This is a genomic window from Niabella hirudinis (assembly GCF_051201075.1).
Lineage (GTDB): Bacteria > Bacteroidota > Bacteroidia > Chitinophagales > Chitinophagaceae > Niabella > Niabella hirudinis.
The window spans coordinates 116,879-142,576 of the sequence record NZ_JBPEHJ010000003.1 but is presented as its reverse complement, the minus strand read 5'-3'; the positions used below and the strand labels follow the sequence as shown (position 1 = coordinate 142,576).

The window sequence follows — 25,698 nt, the reverse complement described above, 5'->3', positions numbered from 1 at the left end:
TCATTAAGAATCGCGACTACTAAACTATGCTTAATTCCTCAATGGTTTTTAATAAACTTATTTTTAATCCCTTTTTAGGATTCTAGAAATTTACCTTTTGTTCTTTGCCACCAGGTTATACGAATCCGTTATCCATTCCTTTAATAACCGGCCCGGTACTGATCCGTCTACCACAACGGTGTTCCAGTGTTTTTTATTCATATGGTAGCCGGGTAATACGGATGAATATTGCTCCCGCAACATCTCCGCCTTTTCCGGATCACATTTTACGTTGAACTGCAGCGGATCATTATCCAGCCCGGTAAGCAGGAATATTTTACCCCTTACCTTAAACACCAGGGTGTCCGGCCCAAACGGGAACCCCTCTTCCACAAACGGGTGCTGCAGGCAATACTCCCGAAGCGTTTCAATGTTCATACCCTGGTTATTTGTATTCTATGTTTTGTTCGCTGATCAGCGGCTCTCCGTTCATTCTCAAAAAAATCTGCGCTACGGTAATCACATCTTTCTGGCAATAGGTTACAATCCGTTCGATCTGCTGCTCTTTATAAAAAACATCGGCCACCATGCTTCCGTCAATATCATCTTTTGGCGTTGGTACGCCCAATGCGTGGGCCAGCAGGTTAAGCGTAGTATAACTTTTAAAGTCCCCAAACTTCCAAAGCTCCATGGTGTCCAGATGGCTTACCTCCCAGGGCTTTTTTCCCGCCGTATTCAGCACCAGCGGAATGGAAACATCATTAATCAGCATTCGCCGGCACAAATAGGGAAAGTCAAACTCTTTGCCGTTATGCGCGCACAGGTATTTCTGTTCATTTGCAGAAAACTTCTGCAGCATTTCGGAAAAGGCTAGCAGCAATTGTTTTTCATCGTTTCCGTAAAAAGATTTCATCACCATCTTTCGCTGGCCGGGGCTGCCCTGAACGATGCCACAGCTGATGCAAACGATCTTGCCAAACTCGGCATAGATGCCTGCCCGTTCATAAATACCTTCCGGCGTTTCTTCCTCCCTGTTACGTAATAAAGTGCCTGCTTTTCGCTCCCACAGCTGCTTCCAGGCTTCCGGAACCTCATTATAGGAAGCGTACTGCGGCACCGTCTCGATGTCGAGAAAAAGAATGGAGTGAATGGGATATTGCGAAAGCATATTTAAAGATATTTTTCGTCTTTGTTGCGCTTCACATCCGCAACGTAATTCTTAATTTCCTGCTCCTGGTCTTTTTTGCAAATCAACAGCACGTCATCGGTATCTACAACAATAAAATTTTCTAACCCCTGCAGTACCACTAATTTTCCTTCAGGTACATGCACCATGCAATTGTGCGTATCATACACCATTACATCCTGCCCTACAACGGCATTGTCAAAATAGTCCTTGCTCATATTTTCAAAAGCGCTCTTCCATGTTCCCAGATCACTCCAGGTAAATGAAGCCGGTATTACATACACATTGGATGCTTTTTCCATAATCCCAAAATCAATCGATATATTGGAGCACTGTGCATAAATATCCCCGATAACTTTTGCTTCCTCCGGCGTATTAAACTGATCCTGGTAGGCAGCAAATACTTCGTGGATCTCCGGCAGGTATTTTTCAAATGCGGCAATGATGTTCTTTACCTTCCATGTAAAAATACCTGAGTTCCACAAAAAGTCCCCGCTTTTTACAAATACCTTTGCCAACTCCAGGTTGGGCTTTTCTGTAAATGTTTTTACTTTGAATATCCCTGGTGCCGCTTCGTTGGTTTCATGTTGTATATAACCGTAGCCGGTATTCGGGGTCCGGGGCTTTATGCCCAGGGTTACCAGCGCATTTACGGATTCCACAAACTGAAATGCATTTTCAACGGTTTCATTAAAAGCATCATCCTCCAGTATTAAATTATCCGAAGGCGCTGCTATCATAATAGCTTCGGGATCTTTTTTCTGAATCTTAAACGCAATATAAGCAATGCAGGGCGCCGTATTTTTCCGGAAGGGTTCGGTTACAATATTTTCTACCGGTAACTCCGGCAGCTGCTGCGCTACAATATTCCTGTATTCTTCAGAAGTGACTACAAAAATATTTTCGGCGGGAACAACCTGGTTATACCGTACAAAGGTAGACTGGATCAGCGTTTTGCCGGTATTCAAAATATCTAAAAACTGTTTCGGATAGTCGGTCCGGCTTTTGGGCCAGAACCGGCTTCCAATGCCACCGGCCATTATTGCCACATAGCGGTTACTCATACCTTCTTTTTTAAATCAACCCTTCCTTTAACAGGTCGTGAATGTGAATAATTCCCAAATAATTCTTTCCCTCAACTACAGCCAGCTGGGTTATGGCGTTTTTCCGCATCATATCAAGAGCCGAAACAGCCAACTCACCCGGCTCTATGGTTTTGGGGTTATGCGTCATAATATCCCGTGCCACAGTGCCTTCAATGTCCGTATTCTTTTCCAGCATCCGCCGGAGATCTCCATCAGTAATAATTCCTTCAAGCTCTTTTTGTTCATTTACAACAGCCGTAACACCCAATCTTTTTTGTGTAATCTCAACAATAACCTCTTTCAAAGATTGGTTTTCATAAACCAGGGGCCGGTCATTTCCCGGAAAAACATCTGCAACACTCAGGTATAATTTCTTTCCTAATGTACCCCCGGGATGAAATTTTGCAAAATCATCATCCCTGAATCCCTTCAGATCCATCAGGCAGGCAGCCAGGGCATCACCCATTACCATCTGGGCGGTGGTGCTCGACGTAGGTGCAAGGTTATTAGGACAGGCTTCCTGGCTAACGGTGGTATTTAATATAAGATCCGCCTGCTGGGCCAGGTAAGAACCTGTATTGCCCACGATCGCAATCAACTTATTTCCGAAATTTTTCACCAGGGGTACCAGGGCCTTTATTTCCGGACTGTAACCACTTTTACTAAGAATGATCACCACATCCGCTTCCTGTACCATTCCCAAATCGCCATGCAGGGCATCGGCGGCATGCATAAAAATAGACGGCGTTCCGGTAGAGTTAAACGTAGCCGCAATCTTTTGCGCCACCAGGGCGCTCTTGCCAATTCCACTAAATACCACACGCCCCACGCAATCCTGAATCAGCAAAACAGCCTGCTTAAAATCATCATTCAATAACAACTGTACTTCGCCAAGCGCATCGGCCTCTAACTGGAATGTCTTTCTGGCGCGTTGTAAAATATTGTCACTCATTTATATATCAGCCTCGTTAAGAAAACACAAATGTATTATTTATATAGCACAAAAAACTTTAACCATTAATATTTTAAAAGCAGACCAAGCTTAGTTAAATTCGCTACCCGAAAATTTTTTTTTTTTGAATATCCTGCGTATCTTTTAAGGATATTGAACGACAATTAAATCTTATATTACAGAAATGGCAGTGAAAAGCGAAAAGAAGGCCACCCCAAAAAAGGAACCTGCGGTCAGCCGCTCAAAGAAAACAGAAACAAAGACAGATTTAAATAGTGCATTACTGAAAAATTTTGGTTTTAAAAAATTCAAAGGGAAACAGGAAGCCATCATCCAATCGCTTTTATCAGGAAAAGATACTTTTGTTATTATGCCCACCGGAGGCGGTAAAAGCCTCTGCTACCAATTGCCGGCTGTGATCATGGATGGCGTTGCCATTATTGTGTCTCCGCTGATCGCGTTGATGAAAAATCAGGTGGACCTGGTAAGGGGCTATAACAGCAATGATGAGATCGCGCACTTTTTAAACTCTACATTAAATAAAAAAGAAATAAAGGAGGTTCATGACGATTTGCTATCCGGCAAAACGAAGTTGTTGTATGTGGCGCCGGAAACGCTTACCAAACAGGAAAATCTTGCTTTTTTCAGCGATCTGGATATTTCCTTTTTTGCCGTTGACGAAGCACACTGTATTTCGGAATGGGGACACGACTTCCGGCCGGAATACCGCCGCCTCCGGGAAATGATGAATCAAATCAACCCCAATGCCGCCGTTATTGCCTTAACCGCTACGGCCACCCCAAAAGTACAAAGCGATATTATTAAGAACCTGGTGCTTAAAGACGCAAATATTTTTGTGTCTTCTTTTAACAGAGATAATCTTTACTATGAAATAGTGCCCAAGGTTAATAAGAAGCAGACCAATGAAAGTATCGTCCGCTTTATTAAAAGTATGAAAAGCAAAAGCGGTATCATCTATACCTTAAACCGGAAAACAACCGAAGAACTTGCCGAAATACTGATGGCCAACGGCATTAAAGCAGTGGCCTATCATGCGGGGCTCGACAGTAAACTGCGGGCAGAGCGGCAGGACCAGTTTTTGAATGAAGACGTGCAGGTTATTGTGGCCACCATCGCCTTTGGAATGGGGATCGATAAACCGGATATCCGGTTTGTAATTCATTATAATATTTCCAAATCCATCGAAAACTACTACCAGGAAACCGGACGCGCAGGACGCGATGGGCTGGAAGGAAAATGCCTGCTCTACTATTCACATAAAGACGTAAGCAAACTGGAGCATTTGATGCGCGATAAACCGCTTAGCGAACGGGAAGTTGGCGCCCAGCTCATAAATGAAACCGTTGCCTATGCTGAAAGCGGAGTCTGCCGCCGGAAAGTGATCCTCAGTTATTTTGGCGAACAATATGAAGTGGAAAACTGCGGACTTTGCGACAATTGCAAACATCCGAAGGAACGCATGGAAGCGAAGGCACAGGCCGTACTGGTGTTAAAAACGATTAAGGAGCTGGATGAGCGTTTTGCAACCGACTACACCGTAAACATTCTTATTGGCAAGTTAACGCCACAGGTTAAGATGTTTCGTCATGAGGGATTATCCTCCTTTGGCATCGGAAAGGGTCAGGATCCCCTGTTTTGGAATTCCCTCATTCGCCAGATGCTGCTGGAAGGCTTGCTCAAAAAGGATATCGAAGAATACGGCGTATTAAAAATAACGACCGCAGGAACAGGGTTTTTAAAGAAGCCCAAAACCTTTTCCATTGTTCTTAATAATAAATTTGAAGAAGCCTGGGATGATGATGAGGCAACCGGTACAGAAGATAACGACGGCGCTGCAACCGATCAACAGCTTTTCGAAATGCTGAAAGAACTGCGTCAGAAAGAAGCCAAACGAAAAAGCCTGCCTCCTTTTGTTATCTTTTTGGAGAACTCATTACTGGATATGGCCACCCTGTACCCAACCACCGTGGCTGAACTGGAAAAATGCCAGGGGGTCAGCAAAGGGAAAGCGATCCGCTATGGTAAACCTTTTGTTGAGTTAGTTGCCCGCTATGTAGAGGATAACAATATCCAAAAACCAGACGATTTTGTGATGAAGAGCGTGGTAAATAAAAGCGGGAACAAGGTTTATATCATTCAGCAAACCGACAAAAAGATCCCGCTGGAAACCATTGCAAAAAACAAAGGCTGGAAGATGAATGAATTACTGGAAGAAATGGAAACTATCGCTGCCAGTGGTACCAGGCTCAACCTGGGTTATGCCATCGATGAAATGCTGGATGAAGAAGAACAGGACGAGATTATTGAATACTTCAAAAGCTGTGAAACCTCATCCCTGCAGCTGGCGCAGGAAGAACTGGCCGATTTCGACTTTAATTGGGAACAGCTTAAAATTATGCGGATCAAATTTTTGAGCGAATACGGTATGTGATCCGGTTTAAGACTTTTTTGAAGTTTTTCCACATATTTTTGACAATATACTGTATATCCGCTATATTTGCACCCCGCTAAGGCGGAAAGGATGGTGCGGTAGCTCAGTCGGTAGAGCAAAGGACTGAAAATCCTTGTGTCGCCGGTTCGATCCCGGCCCACACCACAGAGATCCCGGAGTTTTTTACTTCGGGATTTTTTATGAAAAATAGTTGATACTATCCCGTCAGGATCCGGGATTAGGACAATTCAAAATCGAGGGACCTTTACGCTATGCACTTCGTATATATTTTATACAACACGATCTACGACCGGTTCTATGTCGGAGAAACTATTTGTCCTGAACAAAAATTGCTGTAATATATAATACAGGGTTTTACGCTGTATCGGATACGGCTCTTACCGGCAACCAGTATATTAAATTTGGCTTTAATAGTATTAAATTTATACTTAGAGCCAATTTAATAAATAAATTTGGCTTTATATAGCCGTTTATATAACTTAAAGCTAAATATACCCTCATGCTTATCGGACGTACAAAGGAGCTGGAGCAGATAAAGAAGATCTGCGGATCCACGCAATCGGAATTTGTCGCCATATATGGCCGCCGCCGCGTAGGAAAAACATTTTTAATACGGGAAGCTTTTAATGGCTATTTTGATTTTTATGTTACCGGCATGGCCAATGTAAATACCCGGCAGCAACTGCTGAACTTTCACCTGGCCCTTAAAAAATACGATCCTGCAGCAAAGGAAAATGCACTTCCGGAGAATTGGCTGATGGCTTTTCAACGGTTGATATCCCTGTTGGAGCTAAAAGCTAACGATCAGAAAACCGTGTTCCTTGATGAATTGCCCTGGCTCGATACCGCCCAATCCGGCTTTATGTCTGCACTGGAGCATTTCTGGAATTCCTGGGCAAGCAGCAGAAAGGATATTATACTGATCGTTTGCGGATCGGCGGCTTCCTGGATGATCAATAAACTGATCCATAATACCGGAGGTCTGCACAACAGGGTCACCCACCGCATAAAACTGGAACCCTTTACCCTGGCAGAATGCGAGACCTTTTTAAAAAGCCGGAACACTGTATTTGACCGGTACCAGGTCATACAATTATATATGGTCATGGGAGGTATTCCCTTTTACCTGAACCAGGTAGAGCCAGGCAGCAGTGCTGCCCAAAACATTGACCGGATCTGCTTTAGCGAAAACGGCCTCCTGGTTACAGAGTTCGATGACCTTTACCGCTCCCTGTTTAATAAAGCTGAAAAACATATCCTGATCATTGAAGCCCTGAGTAAAAAAGCAAAAGGTCTTACAAGAGATGAAATTATTGTCATAACAAAACTGCCGAATGCCGGCAGCACTACCCGTATATTAAAAGAGCTGGAGGAGAGCGGCTTTATCCGCAAATATTATTCCTTTGGTAAAAAGGAGCGAAATAGTTTGTACCAGTTGTCTGACTTTTATTCCCTTTTCTATCTCCGTTTTATTGTAAACCGGCGGGATGAAAATAATTGGATCAATGGGCTGGACGATCCTAAACACCGCGCCTGGAGCGGCTATGCGTTTGAACAGGTATGCCTTGCACATATAAAAGAAATCAAACAGGCACTTGGTATTAGCGGGGTGCAAACAACCGCTTCTTCCTGGATTGGGAATGGTGCACAAATAGACCTGGTAATCGACCGTAAGGACCAGGTGATCAATCTTTGTGAAATGAAATTTTCAGTCAATGACTTTAAGATCACAAAAAAATACGCCGGAGAATTGAGAAATAAAATTGCTGCGTTCCGCGAAACAACAAACACCCGGAAAGCACTATTTATAACGATGATTACCACCTATGGTTTGGCTTCAAACGAATATGCAGGTGCCCTGGTTCAAAACAGTTTAAGTATGGATGTACTTTTCCACCCTGGTGCAGACCAATAAACCGGCATTAAAAAACAGGCCCTTTCAGCTAAACGAACAGTTACATTTTTTACCGGCCGCCTTTCAGGTAATGATATAACTGCGTTCCCGTAAGCAAAAAAGCTCCAACACCATAAACTTCTGTGCTTTCCGCATTTACCTTGTCCGGCGCTGCTCCTATGCGTTGCACATAACCCAACATTCCATCCGCATTTACTGAGGACACCATAACCGCCCATGCTTTCTTTGCTGCGGGCCAGTAAACAGCTTTATCCAGCAAACCATGATTCAATCCCCACAAGATGGAATAGCAAAAGAAACCGGTGCCGCTCATCTCCTTTATCGGGAAACTCTCCGGATCCAGAAGCGATGCATGCCAGCTGCCATCCGGTTGCTGTAACGAAACAACCTTTGCAATCATGTCTTTATAAAGCTTTTCAAATTTTGCTTTATCAGGATAATTTGCCGGCATGTTTTCGAGCATGCGTACCAACCCTCCTAATACCCAGCCATTGCCCCGGGACCAAAATGTTTTTTGTCCGTTCTTTTCTTTTTTATTAAAATAGCTTTCATCCCTGAAATACAGTTGTTCAGATGGATCGTACAAAAAATCGGTCGTTTTCCACCAGAGCTTTGCCGCCATATCCAGATACCGGCTGTCCTTTGTTGCCGAGCTTAGATAGGCCAGCGAAGGCGGCCCCATAAACAATGCATCGCACCAGGCCCACTCCCTTAACTGTATGCTGTTTTTCCAGTTCAATGGTTCGTCATGCGGTTTTGCAACAATACTGTCTGCCAGCAGCACAAAGGGGGCAATCATTTTTTTATCATGATACTTCATAGACAGCTGTGCATAAGTTTGACCCACACAATAATCATCCGCAAAAAAACGGCGGCGGCCGGTATTCCACCCCAGTTCACTCCCTATGTGCACCAGGGCCTGCAGGTATTTTTTTCCTCCTTTGAGTGTACCCGCACTATATAACCCGGTATAGCAGGCACCGTTTGTCCAGTCGGATTTAGCATATTTAAAACCCTTGGTTTTCCAGTTGTCCAGCTGCCAGTCGGCCACCCGGTGCATAATCTTCAAAACATCTTTGGGCCGGGGATCCTGTGCACGTGCCGAACGGCCCGTTATCGAAATAAAGAACAGGGCACAAAAAACGGGCAAACTTTTGAATAGGGAACTAAGCATCTGTACAGTATTAATCGTTATTAAAAAGAATGAAAATAAGAAAAGGGCGGGGAAAAGCCCCATTCGGCATCAAAAAAAGCTGATCAAAAAGTATATATAAAATACGACATGTATCGTATTTTTCTATTAATCGGCAACTGGAATATCAATATGTCGATTATTATCACTTTTTCTATCCAATATAAAATTTAAGGCCAGGTACATAAAATGCAGGTTCCTGTTTCCGGAGGGTGCAAGCTCCCGCTGCCACATATAGCCTGTAGAAGCTCCCACTGCTTTGGTAAACTGGTACCCAAAACCTGTAAAGAGACGGTTTCGTTTTACCAGGTCTGCTTTAGGGCCCAAAAAAAGTTCTTCAAACCCATTTACAAAAAAAGTTTGTGCTTCCACTTTCTTTTTATTGATGGGTAATGTTGCACTCAGCCGGTAACGGAATCGCTGATCTGTTTTATTATCCGCTGTTTGCGGGAAATGGAAAAAACGCTGTTCGGCACGTCCCCTGTGATCCAGTTTCAGCTTTCCAATGTTGTTGGTAAATGTATACTGCAACCACAAGCGCAACTCCCGTTGGTAAAGCTCTTGCTGCCGGCGTGTGGCGTACCGGCCAAAACCAACGAAAGCCTGATTGCCCCTATTAATATTATACCCGATTCCTCCCTTGGTTTCCGTATAATCCAGCGGCGAAAAATGTTCAATGGAACGCGTCTGCAATTCGGTATAGGCCATCCATTTGGGACTAAACTTGTAGGTAATTGAAGTCATCAGAAAACCCGAAAGGTGTTCTTCATTATTCTGAGACTGGGCAATAGCCCTGCCACTGATCATTAATATAAATGTAAATACTATAATGTTGCGGAACATAATTGTTTTTTACTACTACTTCATTAATTATTTACAAAGCCTGAAAGAAATTTAGCGGCCCATATACACCATCAGGATCTGGATATCGCTGGGCTTGATTCCTGAAATTCTGCTGGCCTGACCCAGGGTTTGGGGCCGGATACGGTTCAATTTTTCGCGGGCTTCATTTCCAAGAGAGCTTAACCGGAAATAATCGAACCCGGGAGGTATTATTAGATTTTCCATTTCACTCATCCGGTTTACGAGCTCCCGTTCCTTCTCAATATACGTTTCATATTTGGTAAGGATAGAGGCCTGCTCCAGTTCTTCTTTTGTATAGTTTTTAACCTGCTCCTTTAAAAAGGGGATAGCATTCACGAGGTTCTCCAGTTCAATATCCGGACGCAGCAAGATCTTTTCTACCCGTTGTTTTTCCTGTATGGGCGATGATTCATGATCTGAAAGAAATTCGTTTATTTCATCGGGCCGTATCGATAAATTCTTTAATATTGTTTTTATATTGGCAATATTTTCATTTTTTTGCCTTATTTTATTCATTCTTTCTTCTGAAGCCAATCCCAGTTTATAACTAAGAGGAGTTAGCCGGGCATCGGCATTATCCTGGCGCAGCAGGGTACGATATTCTGCCCGGGAGGTAAACATACGGTAGGGTTCTTCGGTTCCTTTGTTGATAAGGTCATCTATGAGTACGCCGATATAGGCATCACTTCTCCGAAGTGTAAACGGATCTTTTTCCTGTACTTTTAAATGTGCATTAATGCCCGCCATAATTCCCTGGCAGGCCGCTTCTTCATAACCCGTAGTTCCGTTGATCTGACCTGCAAAGTATAAATTATGTATTATCTTTGTTTCTAATGTGTTTTTAAGCTGGGTTGGAGGAAAATAATCATATTCAATAGCGTATCCTGGTCGAAACAAGCGCGCATTTTCAAAGCCAGGAACCATTCGTAAAGCGGCATACTGCACTTCTTCCGGCAAAGAAGTAGAAAAACCATTTACATAAATTTCCACCGTATTCCATCCCTCAGGTTCTACAAAAAGCTGGTGGCGTTCTTTATCTGCAAAACGATTGATCTTATCTTCAATGCTGGGGCAATACCGGGGGCCCACTCCATCAATCCTACCCGCGTACATCGGGCTCCGGTCAAAGCCCGTTTTTAGCATATCATGAACCTTATGGTCGGTATAAGTAATCCAGCAGCCCCGTTGTTTTTTAGGATCTATCTTGGGCGTATCTGCAAATGAAAAACCTACAATTTCCTCATCTCCCTCCTGGATTTCCATTTTTGAATAATCCAGGCTTCGTCCATCAACTCTTGGCGGGGTGCCTGTTTTCAGACGGTCGCTTTCAAACCCAAGACTCACCAATTGCTCGGTAATGCCGCTGGCAGCTTTTTCCGCAACCCGTCCTCCTCCGAATTGCTTTTCGCCAATATGAATAATTCCGTTCAAAAAGGTACCATTGGTTAGTACAACGGCTTTGCCCCGTATTTCATGTCCCAAACCAGTTATCACGCCGGCAACTCTCCCATCTTTAACAACCAGTCCCTTCACCATATCCTGATAAAAATCGAGATTTGCGGTTTGCTCCAGCATCTCCCGCCATTTTGCGGCAAACAACATACGGTCGCTTTGAGCCCTTGGGCTCCACATAGCCGGCCCTTTCGACCGGTTCAGCATACGGAATTGGATCATAGACAAATCCGTCACAATACCGGAGTATCCTCCCAATGCATCTATCTCCCGTACAATTTGTCCCTTTGCAATACCACCCATTGCCGGGTTACAACTCATTTGGGCAATAGTCTGCATATTCATGGTTACCAATAAGGTTTTTGAACCCATATTGGCTGCAGCCGCAGCTGCTTCACAGCCTGCATGTCCGGCACCCACAACAATTACATCATATTCTGGAAACATGGGTGCAAAATTACGCCATTCCCTTGTCTTACTGCACTCTTGCCGGTAGTTCTGTTATTATAGATATCCCTCAGAAATAGTTGTTTCACGTGAAACAGTATCCATTTTTATACTCTTTCTGATCGACTGGGATGGAGATTCCCGAAAGTGTACACTTTATAAGCGCGTTAAAAACTTCTTTATATCTGATAAGTTCATAAAAATACAAGGAATGCATTCCCACTTTAAAATAACAACAAAGAGAAATTATCTGCTTTACAGTATAAAAAAAGAAAAACAGATACCAGACGGTCTTGAAGACAACTCTGAGGCTAATTCTCTACATGATAAACCATCATTTCTAAACATCACTCTTATAAAGGCCCCCAATCAAATCTCTTTTAGTGTATTCGTAGAAGCAAACACAGAGCAGCAACACTGATCCTTTAACCGCTAAATTTCCAGCAAACATTCCAACAGTTCCAACAATGGGGTAGCAGGAACATTCCGTAATCAAATAACCCTCTAAAAACTCCCCATTCCCTGCATCTCATTGTTCCACGTGAAACAAAACCTAAGATTAAATTAAGCCCTCCCAAAACAACAAAAAGCGACTAAAATATATCTTCCGGTATACAGATATTGCTTACCGCCGTCTCTAACATCATAAGGCCCGTCCTCCAATAGAGGTCTCAGTTTTCAAGCATTATTGCTTTCTCCACAATGTAACATAACTAAAGAAGCGGTATTAAAGATTCAAGATTTATCCTGGCTTGGCAAAAACCTATCTTCCTATTATACCTACTCTCTTCAACTAATAATCAACAGATTCATTCTTTTCAGCCCATCCCTGGCGTTTCACATAGAAACCTTTACATAAAGACTATCAGAAAATAAATCTACCTCAGTTTCACGTGGAACAATCCCACGCAATCTGCCATAAAACATCTACCACTAAAACCAAGGGGTCTTTATTATTAAACACACACTTGTTCCACGTGAAACATTTTAAAACCCATATTCCAACAGACATTGATCCTCCATTTTTCTCATAATCCGCTGTTCCCTACTATTTTTATCATTATACCCACACAAATGAAGCGCCCCATGAAAAATAACCCGGTGCAATTCCTTATAAAAACGCTCTCCTAACCCATGTGCATTAGAGCGCACCGTATCAACGCTTACAAAAATATCGGCGTTCATGGCGTCAGTAGCCTTCTCGCGTAAATCAAAAGTTATAATATCTGTGTAATAATCATGTTCCAGGTACTGTCGGTTTATCCTTATTATTTCTTCATCGCTACAAAAAACATAGTGCAGCCGCTCCAGTTCCTGTTTATTATCCCGAAACAAGCCTGTTAAAAAACTCTTTAGACGTTTCCGGTCTTTAAGCACAACCGCTTTATGAAAAGAAAAACCGACCGATGGTGATTGATTGACTGTCATATTTTCAAAATTCGTAAATAAAAGACAACCGACAATAGTTAGATTTGCAATATGGAACAACAAAAAGAACGCCTCCTATCAGATCTAAAGCCGGGGCAACGTGCGCGTATTCAAAAATTCACAACAGAAGAAATCTTTTTGAAACTAATGGAAATGGGTTGCCTTCCTGGCGAAGAAATCGAAGTTATTAAAGTAGCTCCCCTCAACGATCCTATCTCCATCGCCGTTGCCGGCTACATCCTCAGTCTACGCTTAGATGAAGCACGGTTTATTGTTGTTAACACCATTAACTAAACCCAAACTATGAAAATTGGATTATTCTTTGGCTCCTTTAATCCCATTCACCACGCTCACCTCATCATCGCCAGTCATATCCTTAACGAGGCATTGGTACACAAAGTATGGTTTGTGGTTTCTCCTCATAACCCTTTAAAGGAAACCGCTTCCCTGCTCAATGAAAACCAACGCCTGCACTTAACAAGACTTGCCATTGATAATGATACCCGCATGCAGGCAACTGATATTGAATTTACCTTACCACGGCCCTCTTATACCGCTGTAACACTGGCTCACCTAACCGAAAAATACCCGCAACATGAATTCTCCTTAATATTAGGGGGAGATAGCTTTCAAAACATCCAAAAATGGAAAAACTATAAATATATATTAGAAAATTTTAATATATTAATTTATAACCGACCTGGTTTCAATATAGACAGCCGTTTAAGCACCCGGCTTACCATTCTCAATGCTCCGCTGCTGGAGCTATCCGCAACCTTAATACGCCAATTGATTAAAACAAAAAAATCAATCCGGTATTTACTTCCCGAAACTGTAATTGAAGAAATAGAAAAAGCAGGTTATTTCAGAAAATAGCCCAATAGCAAACAAACAAATACCAGAACAGGCGCCGGTATTTTTGTAAATATCAGTACTGCAGAAGTACCCGCCAGCACACCCAGGTTGATAAATGCTCCTGGCTGAAAACTAAGTATGGAAAGATCCTTTATTATATAAACCGTAGAACCCATCATTATGCCCATAACAGCTGCATTAATACCCTCCAGCGACCGGTAGATTACCGAATACTTTTTTAGCATATTCCATATCGGAAAGAAAAATAATACCAGCAGGGCGCTTGGCAAAAAAATTCCAACCATTCCAATAACCGCACCCAACACCTGCATGGAATAGCCCATATCCTTTAACGCCAACCCTCCCGTATAAGAAGCAATAGAAAAAACAGGCCCAGGCATAGCCCGCACCATGCCAATACCCGTAAGCATTTCTCCTTTATCAATCTTTATGGCGTTGGGATTCTTCTCTTTTACTTCGTCTGGCCTTACGCTGTATTGCTCATACATGATCGGCATGAGCACGTTTCCTCCACCAAAAACCAGGCTTCCCATCCTGTAGGTGTTTTCAAAAAGATTCACCGGCTTGCGGTATTGCCATTCATTCTTACGTGCCAGTTCACTAAAAATACCCGCAAAAATAAAAATGATTGCAAAAAGCCAGATATTCCACCATTGGATCTTCCCCGGCCTTACCTCCATTTGCGGAATCCGCTTCCTGCTCAAATTGGTAATAACTCCCCCCGCAATGATCAACAAGGGAACTATAAAAGGCCGTCCAAAAAAGAAGAAAGTAACCAACCCCGCGGTAAGCGCAATTACAAGCGTAATCGTATTATTAACAGAATAAGGAAAAGCTGAAACGCAGGCGTAAATTAAAAATCCAGCCGCCATTGGAACAATAAACCGAAAAACATTGAGGCTCTCTTCACCCGTCAGATAGTTTACAATAAAAGAAAGGGCTCCCATGATTACACAAGCTGGCAGAATCCACACCAACAATGTAAGGATCGCCAACGGCACTCCTCCCCTTTTGAACCCGATCAATGTTAATGTTTGTGTAGACGAAGCTCCCGGAAGCAACTGGCAAAATGCATTATACTCCATCAATTCCTTCTCCGTTACATAAGGAGTTTGCTTCACAAATGTTTTCATCATCATGGCCAGATGCGCCTGCGGACCGCCAAAAGCTGTAAGGCCATGCAGCAAAACCAGTTTTAAAAAATGCAAATGCCTTAACAACATTTCCAATAATTCAAATATTCAGTTCTGAAACTTTACAAACAACAAGATACCACAACCAAACTATTTCAAAAGCTATTACACTTGAGATTGCAATAATTAAAAGCTACACCAACGTGTCGGCAAAAAACAACCGGATAAAAAATTAAATATTGAGCCCGCCACAAACGCTAATAGTTTGCCCGGTTATATAAGACCCCATATCAGAAGCAAGAAACAAAGCGCTATTTGCAATATCCGTAGCCGTTGCAAATTTTCCCAGTGGAATATCTGCAAGATACCTGGAAGATCCCTCACCATCATGCAGATAACTCGTCATATCCGTTTCTACAAATCCCGGCGCAATAGCATTACAACGTATATTCCGACTTCCCAATTCCTTTGCCATACTTTTTGTAAACCCAATAATCCCGGCCTTACTGGCCGCATAACTGGCCTGTCCTGCATTTCCCATCATACCAATTACAGAACTCATATTAATAATGCTTCCGCTTTTCGCCTTCATCATCGGTCTGATTACCTGTTTTGTCATGTAAAACACACTGTTCAGATTTACCTGTAAAACAGACTCCCACTGCTCAGGCGTCATCCTTAACAACAAGTTGTCTTTTGAAATTCCGGCATTATTAACACAGATATCCACGGTTCCAAACTCCTTCAAAACCTCAGAAACGAAAGTTTCACAGGCGGAAAAATCGCCGGCATTACTTTGCCAGGCTTTAATACGCACTCCTTTACTACTCCATTTATTTATCAACGCATTTGCCTTATCTGCACTGCTATCGCTGACATAAGAAAAAGCGATAGCGGCACCCTGCGCCGCAAAGGTTTCAACAATCGCTTCCCCAATTCCCCGCGCTGCACCTGTAACAATGGCAATTTTATTCTCCAGTAATTTCATAAAACAAATGGTTTATTAACAGCTGCAAATAAAGTTAATTATTTTGTTACAATAAAGTTTAATAAAGCACAAGGGTATTACTTTACCATTTATCGAAAAACAAATCACCCCATTTTTATCATCAGCTATAAAAAATAAATACGCACCCCAGGGTGCATAATATCGCTGCAAAAACTTACAGCCCTGCAGCAGCACTGATTTCAAGCATCCGGTCGATGGGCTTTTTAGCTGCAAGCCGCAGTGGCTCTTCCATAATGATATCGGGCAATTCATACTTCATGCAGAGATAAAGCTTCTCCAGAGTATTCCGTTTCATATGCGGACAATCGTTACAGGCGCAACTATTATCAGGAGGAGCAGGGATAAATGTTTTATCAGGGCTTTCCTTCTCCATTTGATGCAGAATTCCCGTTTCTGTTGCTACAATATATTTCTTTGCATCATCCTGTTTCGTGTATTTCAATAACCCGGTGGTTGAACCAATATAGTCTGCCAACCGCAGCAAGGGCTCCTCACACTCCGGATGTGCAATCAGTTTAGCATCCGGGTGCAGGTGTTTTAACCTTGTTATTTTTTCAAGACTGAAGATCTCGTGCACCATACATGCACCATTCCAAAGCAACATATTCCTTCCTGTTACTTTATTGATATAAGCGCCAAGGTTCTTGTCGGGCGCAAAAATAATCTTCTGCTCTTTTGGAAAGCTCTCAACAATAATCCGGGCGTTACTGCTGGTAACGATTACATCGCTCAATGCCTTAATTCCCGCACTGCAGTTGATATAGCTTACCACCACATGATCCGGATGCTGCTCTTTAAATTTTTGAAACAAAGGAGGCGGGCAGCTATCGCTTAATGAACAGCCGGCCTTAAAATCGGGGATCACCACCTTTTTTGTGGGATTCAGGATCTTTGCAGTTTCGGCCATAAAATGCACTCCTGCAAAAACAATCATACCGGCATTGGTTTTTTGCGCCTCCTGAGCCAATCCCAAACTGTCGCCGATATAATCCGCTATATCCTGGATGTCTGCCTCCTGGTAGTAATGCGCCAGCACCACCGCATTCTTCTCCCGTTTTAATTTTTCAATTTCAACAAACAAATCCAATTTAGGATCAACGGCCAGGTCTAAAAAACCATTCTGATCCAAATCATTCTTCGCTGTTTCCAAAATACCTGAATTCATAGTTGAAAAAATTTATCGTTGCAATGATACAACCAAGCTAAACAAAAAATCAAACTTTTTTCTATTTTCCTTTTTTCTTTTAATAATATTTATATTAATTAATTATTTAAAATAACCTATTATTATTACGGCTGTGTATTAGTGGATAACCTCAATTTAAAAAAGGTTCTGTTTTTCTATTTTATCACTTACTCACAATAAAAATACAGATATCCACATAATGAAAAGCATAGATCTTGCAGCTACGCCGGCTTATTAACAGAAATGTGAATTAAGGAATGTTTACAAGAAATTTAAGACATATTAAATTTACACTATGTTAATATTCTTGGTATAAAATGATGGCTGTTCACCGAAAATGGAAGAAAGCAATTTTTCGTTCAATCTTTCAGCCAGTAATACATTTCACATACACGTTTCACGCAGGGTTATACACATTATGTAGTGGTAATTCACAGGGTATTGGGGACAAAAAGGCCCCGGATAACGGAAAAAATAAAGAAAGATTATTTAGAAACGAATGTAAGTAAGCGATAAAATTTGCTTTATCTTGCCCCATCAATAATTTTAAAATGATGAGTTTTTTAAAAAAATTTTTCGGCCTGGCGGCCGGATTACTATGTATGGGACTGGCAAAGGCCGATGAGGGAATGTGGCTACCCCAGCTGCTTGAAAACCTGAATGAGAAGCGAATGCAGCAGCTTGGTATGAAGATCGGGGCAAAAGATATTTATGATATTAATAAAGGAAGCTTAAAGGACGCAATTGTAAGTTTTGGAGGCTTTTGTACAGGTGAGGTTGTTTCTGAAAAAGGGTTGGTACTTACTAATCATCATTGTGGTTTTGAGGCTGTTCAAAAGCATTCCACACTTGACCGCAATTATATCCGGGATGGTTTTTGGGCACGCAATCAGGCGGAAGAATTGCCTAATGAAGGGCTTTTTGTAACTTTTATTGTGCGGATCGATGATGTATCAGACCAGGTATTGAATGGCGTACGCGATGATATGAAGGAAAATGAACGCCAGAGTATGGTCGACCGGAATATCAATATGCTTAAGAAAACAACAAAGCTCAGCAATTTTGAAAATGCTTTTGTAAGTCCTTTTTTTGAAGGTAATAAATACTATCTTTTTATAACGGAAACATTTAAAGATGTGCGTTTGGTAGGCGCTCCTCCTTCCAGCATAGGCAATTTCGGGCAAGACTCTGACAACTGGATGTGGCCCCGGCATACCGGCGATTTCAGTGTTTTCAGGATCTATGCGGGGAGGGATAACCGGCCGGCCGAATATGCACCGGATAATATTCCTTATGTACCTAAGAAAGCGCTGTCAATTTCTCTAAGGGGAATGAAACAGGACGATTTTACTATGATCTTTGGTTTTCCCGGACGTACCTCTGAATACCTTCCCAGTGAAGCAGTACGCCAGATCGTGGAAGTAAATGATCCCGCAAAAATTATGATCAGGGATAAGACCCTGGCCATCATGAAAAAATATATGCAGGCGGATGAGGCATTAAAGATAAAGTATGCTTCCAAATATGCCGGCATTGCCAATGCCTGGAAAAAGTGGCAGGGAGAAATACTGGGGCTCACCCGCACGAACGGGGTTCAAAAAAAGCTGAACTATGAAGCCGATTTTCAAAAGCGGCTGGAAGCTGGTAACCTGGGCAAGTACCGTACTGTTTTAGGGGAGCTGAACAAGGTATATAAGGCAATAGAACCTTATGCGCTTACGCGCGATTATTATCTTGAAATTACCGGGAAAATTGAATTATTTGGCATCATCAACCGCTTGAGAACTTTGAAGGATGCAGCAAATAAACCTGATTATGCCAAAGAACGTGCTGCACAATTAGAAAAGTTGACCGCTCTATATAAAAACCTGAATATTGATGTGGATAAAGACATTTTTGCAGAATTATTGCCGGTTTATATGGAAAAACAGAAACCCTTATATATAGCGCCGGTTGCAAAGCAGCAATTTGAACAGTATGGAAAAGACTATCAGCAATGGGCGGCGGCGCTGTATGCAAACAGTATTTTTCTGGATCCTGCAAAAGTACTGGAAGGCGTAAGATCTGATCCTTCGGTGCTTTACGAATTATTTGAAAAAGACGCTGCAGCGAAACTGATCATTGGAATGGCAGATCTGTATAATAATACAGTAACTCCAAAATTAAATGAATTGCAGGCAGGCATCAACCGTTTGCAGCGAAGATACATGCAGGCGCAAACAGAGGTGTTTACCGATAAAACTTTTTATCCGGATGCCAATAGCACACTGCGTGTGGGTTTTGGCAAGGTTGACGGCTATAACCCGGCAGATGGTGTCACCTATGGCTATTATACCTATCTCGATGGAGTTATAGAAAAATATATTCCGGGAGACTATGAATTTGATGTTCCGGAAAAACTACGCCGGCTGTACCGGGAAAAAGATTTTGGTCACTATGGTGTAAGGGACAGCCTGGGTGGCTACCGGATGCCGGTATGTTTTATTGCCTCAAACCATACTACGGGAGGCAACAGCGGCAGCCCGGCGCTGGATGCAAATGGTAACCTGACTGGCATCAATTTTGACCGGGTATGGGAAGGTACTATGAGCGACATCAGCTATGACGCTTCCATTTGCCGTAACATTATGGTAGATATCCGGTATGTGTTGTTTATTATTGAAAAGTATGCCGGAGCCGGTCATCTGATCCGGGAAATGAAGCTTGTTGATGCCGGAAAGTAGACCGACATTATTTTGTATATTTAAATATCTATTGATTCATTTAAAACCGATTCTTCATGGTAAATAACAAACACATTGCCACTTTTATACTGGGGGCACTTGCGGGCCTGGCTGCAGGAAAGTATACCAGCATGAGTGATGAGGAGAAGGAACAGATGATGAATAATCTGAAAGCAAAGGCGAACAAATTAAAAGAGGACGCATCAAATTCTGCCGATCAGGCAAAGGATTATTTTTCTGAACTGGCAACAAAAGGAATGGATTCTTTAAAGGAACATTTTCCGGGTGCTGAAAAATGGATGCATGACCTTTTTGGAAGTAAGAGCGCTGATACCTCTGATACGGCTGCAGATGCGGGAAAAACAGAGGCCTCACCTTCATAGGCTCCGAAAAAAAGCTATAGAATATTGTTAGGGTTGGGTACCAGCTTTAAAATTTTATGCAGGTTCTGCTGATAATGTTTACGATCCAGTTTGTAGAAATAGGCCCCTTTTTTTGATCCGGTTTTGTCTTTGTCGCGCTGTTTCAGCAACAGCCCGGTCGAGAGCATTTTACGGCTGAAGTTGCCTTTGTCGAAACTGGATTCATAAACATCTTCAAAAAGACTTTGTAAGAGCGGCAGTGTAAACTTATCCGGAAGCAGCTCAAAAAGAATAGCGTGGGACGTGGCTTTATACTGCAGCCGTTTTTGCGCGGTCTTTACCATTTCTTCGTGGTCAAATATCAGATTTGGAAAATCTTTTATTGAAAACCATTCGGCCTCGTAAGCATCGCTTATAAATTCCTTATATTTTTTAATATCGATTAGCGAAAAATAAGCGATAGAAATGGTGCGCTCCTGAGAGTCTCTTCCGGGATCTGTAAAGGTATAAAACTGCTCCTGGTATACATCTTTTAAGCCGGTTAAGGAAGCAAGGATACGGCCAGCCGCCTGGTCGGCACTCTCATTTTTTGAAACGAAACCTCCCATCAGGCTCCATCTTCCCTTTAGTGGTGTTAGTGCACGTTTTACAAGCAGGATCTTCAGGTTTTGTCCATCATATCCGAAGACGATGCAGTCCACTGCAACGGTATAACGCGATTGGTTACTGTATTTTGCCGCCATAAATGCACCGGGTTATAATTTTCAATATGACAATTAATGTTATTGTAACGGCAAATGTAACGGTTCTGCAGATGAATAAAAAGGGTGTATTCCAAAATATGGAAGTCCGGCTCCACGAAAAATCCAAATATGCAAAAAAAATGCGATGACCCAAAGTCATCGCATTCGTTCTTAAAAATATTAAAAGCGTAAGCTTATGAATTCATACTTGCCAAGAATTCTTCATTGCTCTTTGTACCTTTCATCCGGCGTAGCAATTCCTGCATTGCTTCTTCCGTCTTCATATCAGCCAGGTACACGCGCAGTAAATTCATCCGTTGTAAAACGTCTCTATCCAGCAACAGGTCATCCCTTCTGGTAGAAGACGCGGTAAGGTCGATGGCCGGGTAAACTCTTTTGTTGGAGAGCCTTCTATCCAGCTGCAATTCCATGTTACCGGTTCCTTTAAATTCTTCAAAGATCACTTCATCCATTTTACTACCGGTATCAATTAAGGCGGTTGCCAGGATGGTTAATGATCCGCCGTTTTCAATTTTACGGGCGGCACCAAAGAATTGTTTGGGTTTCTGCATGGCGTTGGCTTCCACACCACCGCTCAATACCTTGCCAGACGCGGGTGACACGGTATTGTGCGCACGCGCCAGCCGGGTAATGGAATCAAGAAGAATTACCACATCATGACCACACTCTACCAACCGTTTTGCCTTTTGCAATGCAACAGTAGAAACCTTTACATGTTTTTCAGCGGGCTCATCAAATGTGGAAGCGATTACTTCTGCCCGTACGCTACGCTCCATATCGGTAACTTCTTCCGGACGCTCGTCAACCAATACCACCATTAGGTAACACTCCGGGTGATTTTCGGCGATGGCGTTGGCTACCGCTTTTAACAACATGGTTTTACCGGTTTTTGGCTGAGCCACAATTAATCCGCGCTGCCCTTTACCAATGGGTGTAAAGAGGTCGATGATCCTTGTAGACAGATCCGAAGGACGGGTAAAGAGATTTAGTTTTTCGTAGGGGAATAATGGAGTCAGGTAGTCGAAAGGAACCCGGTCTCTTACTTCATCCGGTTTTTTGCCATTGATGGTATCTACTTTCAGAAGAGCAAAATATTTTTCGCCTTCTTTTGGAGGACGTACGGCGCCATGGATGGTATCGCCGGTCTTTAAACCAAATAATTTTATTTGCGATGGAGAAACGTATACATCATCCGGGCTGGAAAGATAGTTATAGTCGGAGGACCGCAGGAACCCATATCCATCCGGCATCATTTCCAAAACGCCTTCACTCAGGATCATTCCGTCAAATTCCACATTGAATGAAGGGTTCTGATCTTTCTTTGTGGCATATACTTTATTCTCTACCGGAAAATCGGTTTCTTCTATAGCGGCAGGGGGAGGCGCGTCATACTTCTCGGTTGCCTTCAAAGCCTGTAGTATAAAGGCTTCCGTAGCGGCATCTGTTTTAAAGACTGTTTCTTCTTCTGCTTCACCCTGATCATTGGTAGCCGGTACTTCTTCTGCGGCTGGTAGCTCTTCTTTTTTAACCGGTGTTTTTGCTGCTTTCTTTTTAGGAGCTGCTTTTTTGGCCGGAGCTTTTGTACCAGCCGACCGGGCCGGTTTAGCTGGTGTTTTTGCTGCTTTATCGGCCTCTTCTTCCTTACCTTCTTCTTCAACAAAGGCTTCTTCTGTACCAATAGAGGTGGTAGCTTTTACAATACGTTTTCTTTTGGGGCGTTCTTCAGAGGAAGCTTTGGATCCTGTTACAGCCTGGCTATCCAGGATTTTGTAAATCAGGTCCTGTTTGTTCAATTTTTTGGCGTTAGAAATCTTTAGCTGTTCGGCAATGTCCAACAGTTCCGGAACGAGCATGTCGTTCAATTGTAAAATATCATACATAAAAAATGTGTGGGATTAATCAAAAGATTAAATCTTAAATGGGGTAATAATTTGGTAAAGAATTCAAGTTTTTTGGATTGACAAACGATAATTGATATTATCATTCAGCAGAGATGATCATATGTTATAAGGTCATTTCTTCAGCAAAATTACTATCTTTTCAGTAAAATCAAAAATTTTTAATAATTATCTCCCCATTTTTGGTAATTCTTAACGGGCTCTGCGGAAAATCGGCCTGGCTTAATGCTTCCATCCGGATAGCTACGGTTTTTGCCGGGTCCAGCCTTGGTGTCTGTTCGTTTGCCGGTAATTGAATGGTCGAAATGATCCTTCCTGCGGCAAAGTCTCCATTTTGGTTTAGCTGTATGTTGAGTATGGGGGCTACTCCCATCGGTCCTCTAAGGCTTATAGAACCATAGGTAGCATAGTTTCCAAGGCTATAGGCTATCAGCTTGTTTTTATACAATTCGATCCCCCTGGCAACGTGGGGGCCGCTTCCTAAAACAAGATCGGCGCCTGCATCGATACAGGCCCGGGCAAATGCATGTACATTGCCCCTGTCTTCTCCATGAAACACTTCTTTTTGCTTTAATACGCGATCCATACCATCGCCTTCTGCGCCGCCATGAAAGTAAATGATTACGAGGTCTGCGCTATCCCTGATGTTGCCAATGAGCGCTGTTATTTGCCGGGGGCGACTTATATGAAGATGCCGCCAGCCAAACCCTGCTGCGATGATACCATAGCGAAGACCATTTTTATGGATGATCCGGTGTGCCTGGTGGTATTTGACACCGGCAAAACCAATCCCGGCCTTTTTCAGGAGGGACATCGTCTGGTTTAGCCCGATGGTTCCAAAATCGCCGGAATGATTGTTGGCCAGGCTGAGAAAATCAAAGCCTGCGTCTTTAAAATATTTTTCAGTACCCGGAGGCATCCGGAACGCATAACAGTTTTTTGGATTGCTGCATTTTTTTTCGGGAACAGCGGCATCGGTAATCACACCTTCCAGGTTACCGATGAGGAAATCGCCGGATTTTAATGAATCTGCCAGAGGCAGCAATATATTTTTCTGAGGCATCCGCAAAGCATTTGGAAAATCGGAGCCCAGCATCATATCGCCAACGGCAGTAATGGTTATTAACGCTCTTTTTTTTGCGGGTAACTCTTTTTGTGCAGTAACGGGTGTAGCTGGTGTTGGCCGGGGATCATTGCATCCCATAATCAAAAAGCTAGCTGTTATAACAAAAAGCAGGCGCGTCATTGATACAAAGATAGCAAGAACGGATCTTGTGATTATCTTTGCCGCTCAAGAAAAGTATTATGTTTAACAAAAGGATCAAAATCAAAGAACTCCTGCAGCAGGATCCCGATAGCTATCGGGAAGCAGAGCAAGTAACCGTAATGGGATGGGTACGTACCTTCAGGAATAACCAGTTTATAGCTTTGAATGACGGATCTACCAATACCAATTTGCAGGTAGTGGCTACTTTGGGGATGTTTGATGAGTCCTTATTGAAACGGATCACTACATCGGCATCGCTGAAAATAACAGGAACTGTTGTCCCCTCTGTAGGAAAGGGGCAAAGGCTGGAAGTAAAGGCAGAGACCATTGAGATATTGGGCGATTCGGATGCAGAAGCATATCCTTTACAGCCCAAAAAACACTCGCTGGAATTCTTGAGGGAGAAGGCGCACCTGCGTTTCAGGACTAATACCTTCGGATCGGTTTTTCGTGTAAGGCATGCGTTGGCATTTGCCGTGCACAAATTTTTTAATGAAAAAGGATTTGTATATCTGCATACTCCTATCATTACCGCCAGTGATGCTGAAGGCGCGGGCGAAATGTTCCGGGTAACCACACTCCCGTTCGAGAGCACTCCAAAAAACGAGGACGGTTCTGTTAATTTTAAAGAAGACTTTTTTGGAAAATCGACCAATTTAACAGTAAGTGGTCAGTTAGAGGGAGAATTAGGTGCTACTGCTTTTGGTGAGATCTATACCTTTGGGCCTACTTTCCGTGCAGAAAACAGCAATACCGCCCGACACCTGGCGGAATTTTGGATGATTGAGCCGGAGATGGCTTTTTATGATCTGGAAGACAACGCCAATCTTGCCGAAGAGTTTATTAGGTATATTATTCGCTATGTGCTGGAAAACAACCGGGAAGATCTGGATTTCCTGGCTCAGCGCCTGGCCGATGAAGAAAAACAATTGTCACAGGACAAGCGGAGTGAAATGGGTTTGATCGAAAAACTGGAGTTTGTACTGAACAACGATTTTCAACGCCTGTCTTACACAGAAGCCATCGATATTCTGAAGGATAGCAATCATAATAAGAAAAAGAAATTCCAGTACCCGATCACCGGCTGGGGCATGGATCTGCAAAGTGAACATGAACGATACCTGGTGGAAAAACATTTTAAAAAACCGGTGATCCTGATGAACTATCCGGCTTCCATTAAGGCGTTTTATATGCGCATTAATGAGGACGGAAAAACCGTGGCAGCCATGGATATCCTGGCTCCGGGCATCGGTGAAATTGTAGGCGGTTCGCAGCGGGAAGAGCGGCTGGATGTGTTACTGGAAAAAATGGAGAAAATGGGCATATCCGAGGAAGAGCTTTGGTGGTATCTGGATACCCGGCGTTTTGGAACTGTTCCGCATGCAGGATTCGGACTTGGTTTTGAGCGGATGATCCAGTTTGTGACCGGTATGAGCAATATCCGGGATGTGATCGCTTTTCCCCGGACCCCCAAAAGTGCAGAGTTCTAATAGAACAGGATATTTTA

General features: G+C 42.8%; 21 protein-coding genes and 1 tRNA gene. 8 read left to right on the top strand and 14 right to left on the bottom strand.

Annotated features, from left to right (window positions below; translation table 11 throughout):
* Nucleotides 1-90 precede the first annotated feature (90 nt).
* The 4 genes from GGU45_RS07185 to GGU45_RS07170 are packed head-to-tail and all read right to left on the bottom strand — an operon-like array spanning nucleotide 91 to nucleotide 3,202.
* Nucleotides 91-417, bottom strand: coding sequence for an MmcQ/YjbR family DNA-binding protein (locus GGU45_RS07185; protein ID WP_435223349.1), 327 nt, complete (start codon nucleotides 415-417; stop codon nucleotides 91-93).
* Between the two features lie 7 nt (nucleotides 418-424).
* A complete protein-coding gene (locus GGU45_RS07180; protein WP_435223347.1) occupies nucleotides 425-1,147 on the bottom strand; it encodes a 3'-5' exonuclease in 723 nt (240 codons plus the stop codon).
* 2 nt (nucleotides 1,148-1,149) lie between these two features.
* Entirely contained in the window at nucleotides 1,150-2,229 is a 1,080-nt protein-coding gene (locus tag GGU45_RS07175) for a mannose-1-phosphate guanylyltransferase (protein WP_435223345.1), read from the bottom strand.
* Nucleotides 2,230-2,239: 10 nt separating this feature from the next.
* Nucleotides 2,240-3,202, bottom strand: a complete 963-nt coding sequence (locus GGU45_RS07170; RefSeq protein WP_435223343.1) for a KpsF/GutQ family sugar-phosphate isomerase — start codon at nucleotides 3,200-3,202, stop codon at nucleotides 2,240-2,242.
* Between the two features lie 184 nt (nucleotides 3,203-3,386).
* On the opposite strand from GGU45_RS07170, the gene recQ reads away from it, so the two are divergent.
* The 3 genes from recQ to GGU45_RS07155 all read left to right on the top strand — a co-directional run bounded on the left by recQ (nucleotide 3,387) and on the right by GGU45_RS07155 (nucleotide 7,590).
* The gene (gene recQ, locus GGU45_RS07165) at nucleotides 3,387-5,654 is read left to right on the top strand and encodes a DNA helicase RecQ (protein WP_435223341.1); all 2,268 of its coding nucleotides are present in this window, start codon (nucleotides 3,387-3,389) and stop codon (nucleotides 5,652-5,654) included.
* A gap of 92 nt (nucleotides 5,655-5,746) precedes the next feature.
* Nucleotides 5,747-5,819, top strand: a tRNA-Phe gene (locus tag GGU45_RS07160).
* Nucleotides 5,820-6,174: 355 nt separating this feature from the next.
* Nucleotides 6,175-7,590: an AAA family ATPase gene (locus GGU45_RS07155; protein ID WP_435223339.1), complete on the top strand. Its 1,416-nt coding sequence runs from the start codon at nucleotides 6,175-6,177 to the stop codon at nucleotides 7,588-7,590.
* A gap of 49 nt (nucleotides 7,591-7,639) precedes the next feature.
* Here the strand turns inward: GGU45_RS07155 and GGU45_RS07150 are convergent, their stop codons facing one another.
* From GGU45_RS07150 to ybeY, 4 genes are all read right to left on the bottom strand, one after another.
* Complete coding sequence (locus GGU45_RS07150; RefSeq protein ID WP_435223337.1) at nucleotides 7,640-8,764, bottom strand: glycoside hydrolase family 88/105 protein; 1,125 nt, start codon at nucleotides 8,762-8,764, stop codon at nucleotides 7,640-7,642.
* Between the two features lie 126 nt (nucleotides 8,765-8,890).
* Nucleotides 8,891-9,625, bottom strand: a complete 735-nt coding sequence (locus GGU45_RS07145) for a DUF2490 domain-containing protein (RefSeq protein WP_435223335.1) — start codon at nucleotides 9,623-9,625, stop codon at nucleotides 8,891-8,893.
* 51 nt (nucleotides 9,626-9,676) lie between these two features.
* Entirely contained in the window at nucleotides 9,677-11,545 is a 1,869-nt protein-coding gene (mnmG, locus tag GGU45_RS07140; protein WP_435223334.1) for a tRNA uridine-5-carboxymethylaminomethyl(34) synthesis enzyme MnmG, read from the bottom strand.
* Between the two features lie 987 nt (nucleotides 11,546-12,532).
* Entirely contained in the window at nucleotides 12,533-12,973 is a 441-nt protein-coding gene (gene ybeY / locus GGU45_RS07135) for an rRNA maturation RNase YbeY (protein WP_435223332.1), read from the bottom strand.
* A gap of 51 nt (nucleotides 12,974-13,024) precedes the next feature.
* Between ybeY and GGU45_RS07130 the strand changes: the two genes are divergently transcribed.
* Together GGU45_RS07130 and nadD are read left to right on the top strand one after the other, a co-directional pair.
* Nucleotides 13,025-13,267 carry a FeoA family protein gene (locus GGU45_RS07130; RefSeq protein ID WP_435223330.1) on the top strand — a complete coding sequence of 81 codons (243 nt, stop codon included), beginning with the start codon at nucleotides 13,025-13,027 and terminating at the stop codon, nucleotides 13,265-13,267.
* 9 nt (nucleotides 13,268-13,276) lie between these two features.
* Nucleotides 13,277-13,849, top strand: coding sequence for a nicotinate (nicotinamide) nucleotide adenylyltransferase (nadD, locus tag GGU45_RS07125; RefSeq protein WP_435223328.1), 573 nt, complete (start codon nucleotides 13,277-13,279; stop codon nucleotides 13,847-13,849).
* On the opposite strand, the gene GGU45_RS07120 is transcribed toward nadD, so the two are convergent.
* From GGU45_RS07120 to nadA, 3 genes are all read right to left on the bottom strand, one after another.
* Nucleotides 13,834-15,072, bottom strand: coding sequence for a chromate transporter (locus GGU45_RS07120; protein WP_435223326.1), 1,239 nt, complete (start codon nucleotides 15,070-15,072; stop codon nucleotides 13,834-13,836). The genes nadD and GGU45_RS07120 overlap by 16 nt on opposite strands.
* A gap of 142 nt (nucleotides 15,073-15,214) precedes the next feature.
* Nucleotides 15,215-15,970 carry a 3-oxoacyl-[acyl-carrier-protein] reductase gene (gene fabG / locus GGU45_RS07115; protein ID WP_435223324.1) on the bottom strand — a complete coding sequence of 252 codons (756 nt, stop codon included), beginning with the start codon at nucleotides 15,968-15,970 and terminating at the stop codon, nucleotides 15,215-15,217.
* A gap of 175 nt (nucleotides 15,971-16,145) precedes the next feature.
* Complete coding sequence (gene nadA / locus GGU45_RS07110; protein WP_435223322.1) at nucleotides 16,146-17,156, bottom strand: quinolinate synthase NadA; 1,011 nt, start codon at nucleotides 17,154-17,156, stop codon at nucleotides 16,146-16,148.
* Nucleotides 17,157-17,728: 572 nt separating this feature from the next.
* Here nadA and GGU45_RS07105 point away from each other — a divergent pair.
* Nucleotides 17,729-19,900, top strand: a complete 2,172-nt coding sequence (locus GGU45_RS07105) for a S46 family peptidase (protein WP_435223320.1) — start codon at nucleotides 17,729-17,731, stop codon at nucleotides 19,898-19,900.
* 56 nt (nucleotides 19,901-19,956) lie between these two features.
* Complete coding sequence (locus tag GGU45_RS07100; protein ID WP_435223318.1) at nucleotides 19,957-20,283, top strand: hypothetical protein; 327 nt, start codon at nucleotides 19,957-19,959, stop codon at nucleotides 20,281-20,283.
* A 14-nt stretch (nucleotides 20,284-20,297) separates the two neighbouring features.
* On the opposite strand, the gene GGU45_RS07095 is transcribed toward GGU45_RS07100, so the two are convergent.
* The 3 genes from GGU45_RS07095 to GGU45_RS07085 all read right to left on the bottom strand — a co-directional run bounded on the left by GGU45_RS07095 (nucleotide 20,298) and on the right by GGU45_RS07085 (nucleotide 24,128).
* Nucleotides 20,298-21,005, bottom strand: coding sequence for an NUDIX hydrolase (locus GGU45_RS07095; RefSeq protein ID WP_435223316.1), 708 nt, complete (start codon nucleotides 21,003-21,005; stop codon nucleotides 20,298-20,300).
* 194 nt (nucleotides 21,006-21,199) lie between these two features.
* On the bottom strand, nucleotides 21,200-22,906 hold the full coding sequence (gene rho, locus GGU45_RS07090) for a transcription termination factor Rho (RefSeq protein WP_435223314.1): 1,707 nt from the start codon (nucleotides 22,904-22,906) through the stop codon (nucleotides 21,200-21,202).
* Between the two features lie 169 nt (nucleotides 22,907-23,075).
* On the bottom strand, nucleotides 23,076-24,128 hold the full coding sequence (locus GGU45_RS07085) for a CapA family protein (RefSeq protein WP_435223946.1): 1,053 nt from the start codon (nucleotides 24,126-24,128) through the stop codon (nucleotides 23,076-23,078).
* Nucleotides 24,129-24,229: 101 nt separating this feature from the next.
* Here GGU45_RS07085 and asnS point away from each other — a divergent pair, with 101 nt between their 5' ends.
* Nucleotides 24,230-25,681 (top strand): asparagine--tRNA ligase, encoded by a 1,452-nt coding sequence (asnS, locus tag GGU45_RS07080; protein ID WP_435223312.1) that lies wholly within the window; start codon nucleotides 24,230-24,232, stop codon nucleotides 25,679-25,681.
* Nucleotides 25,682-25,698 lie beyond the last annotated feature (17 nt).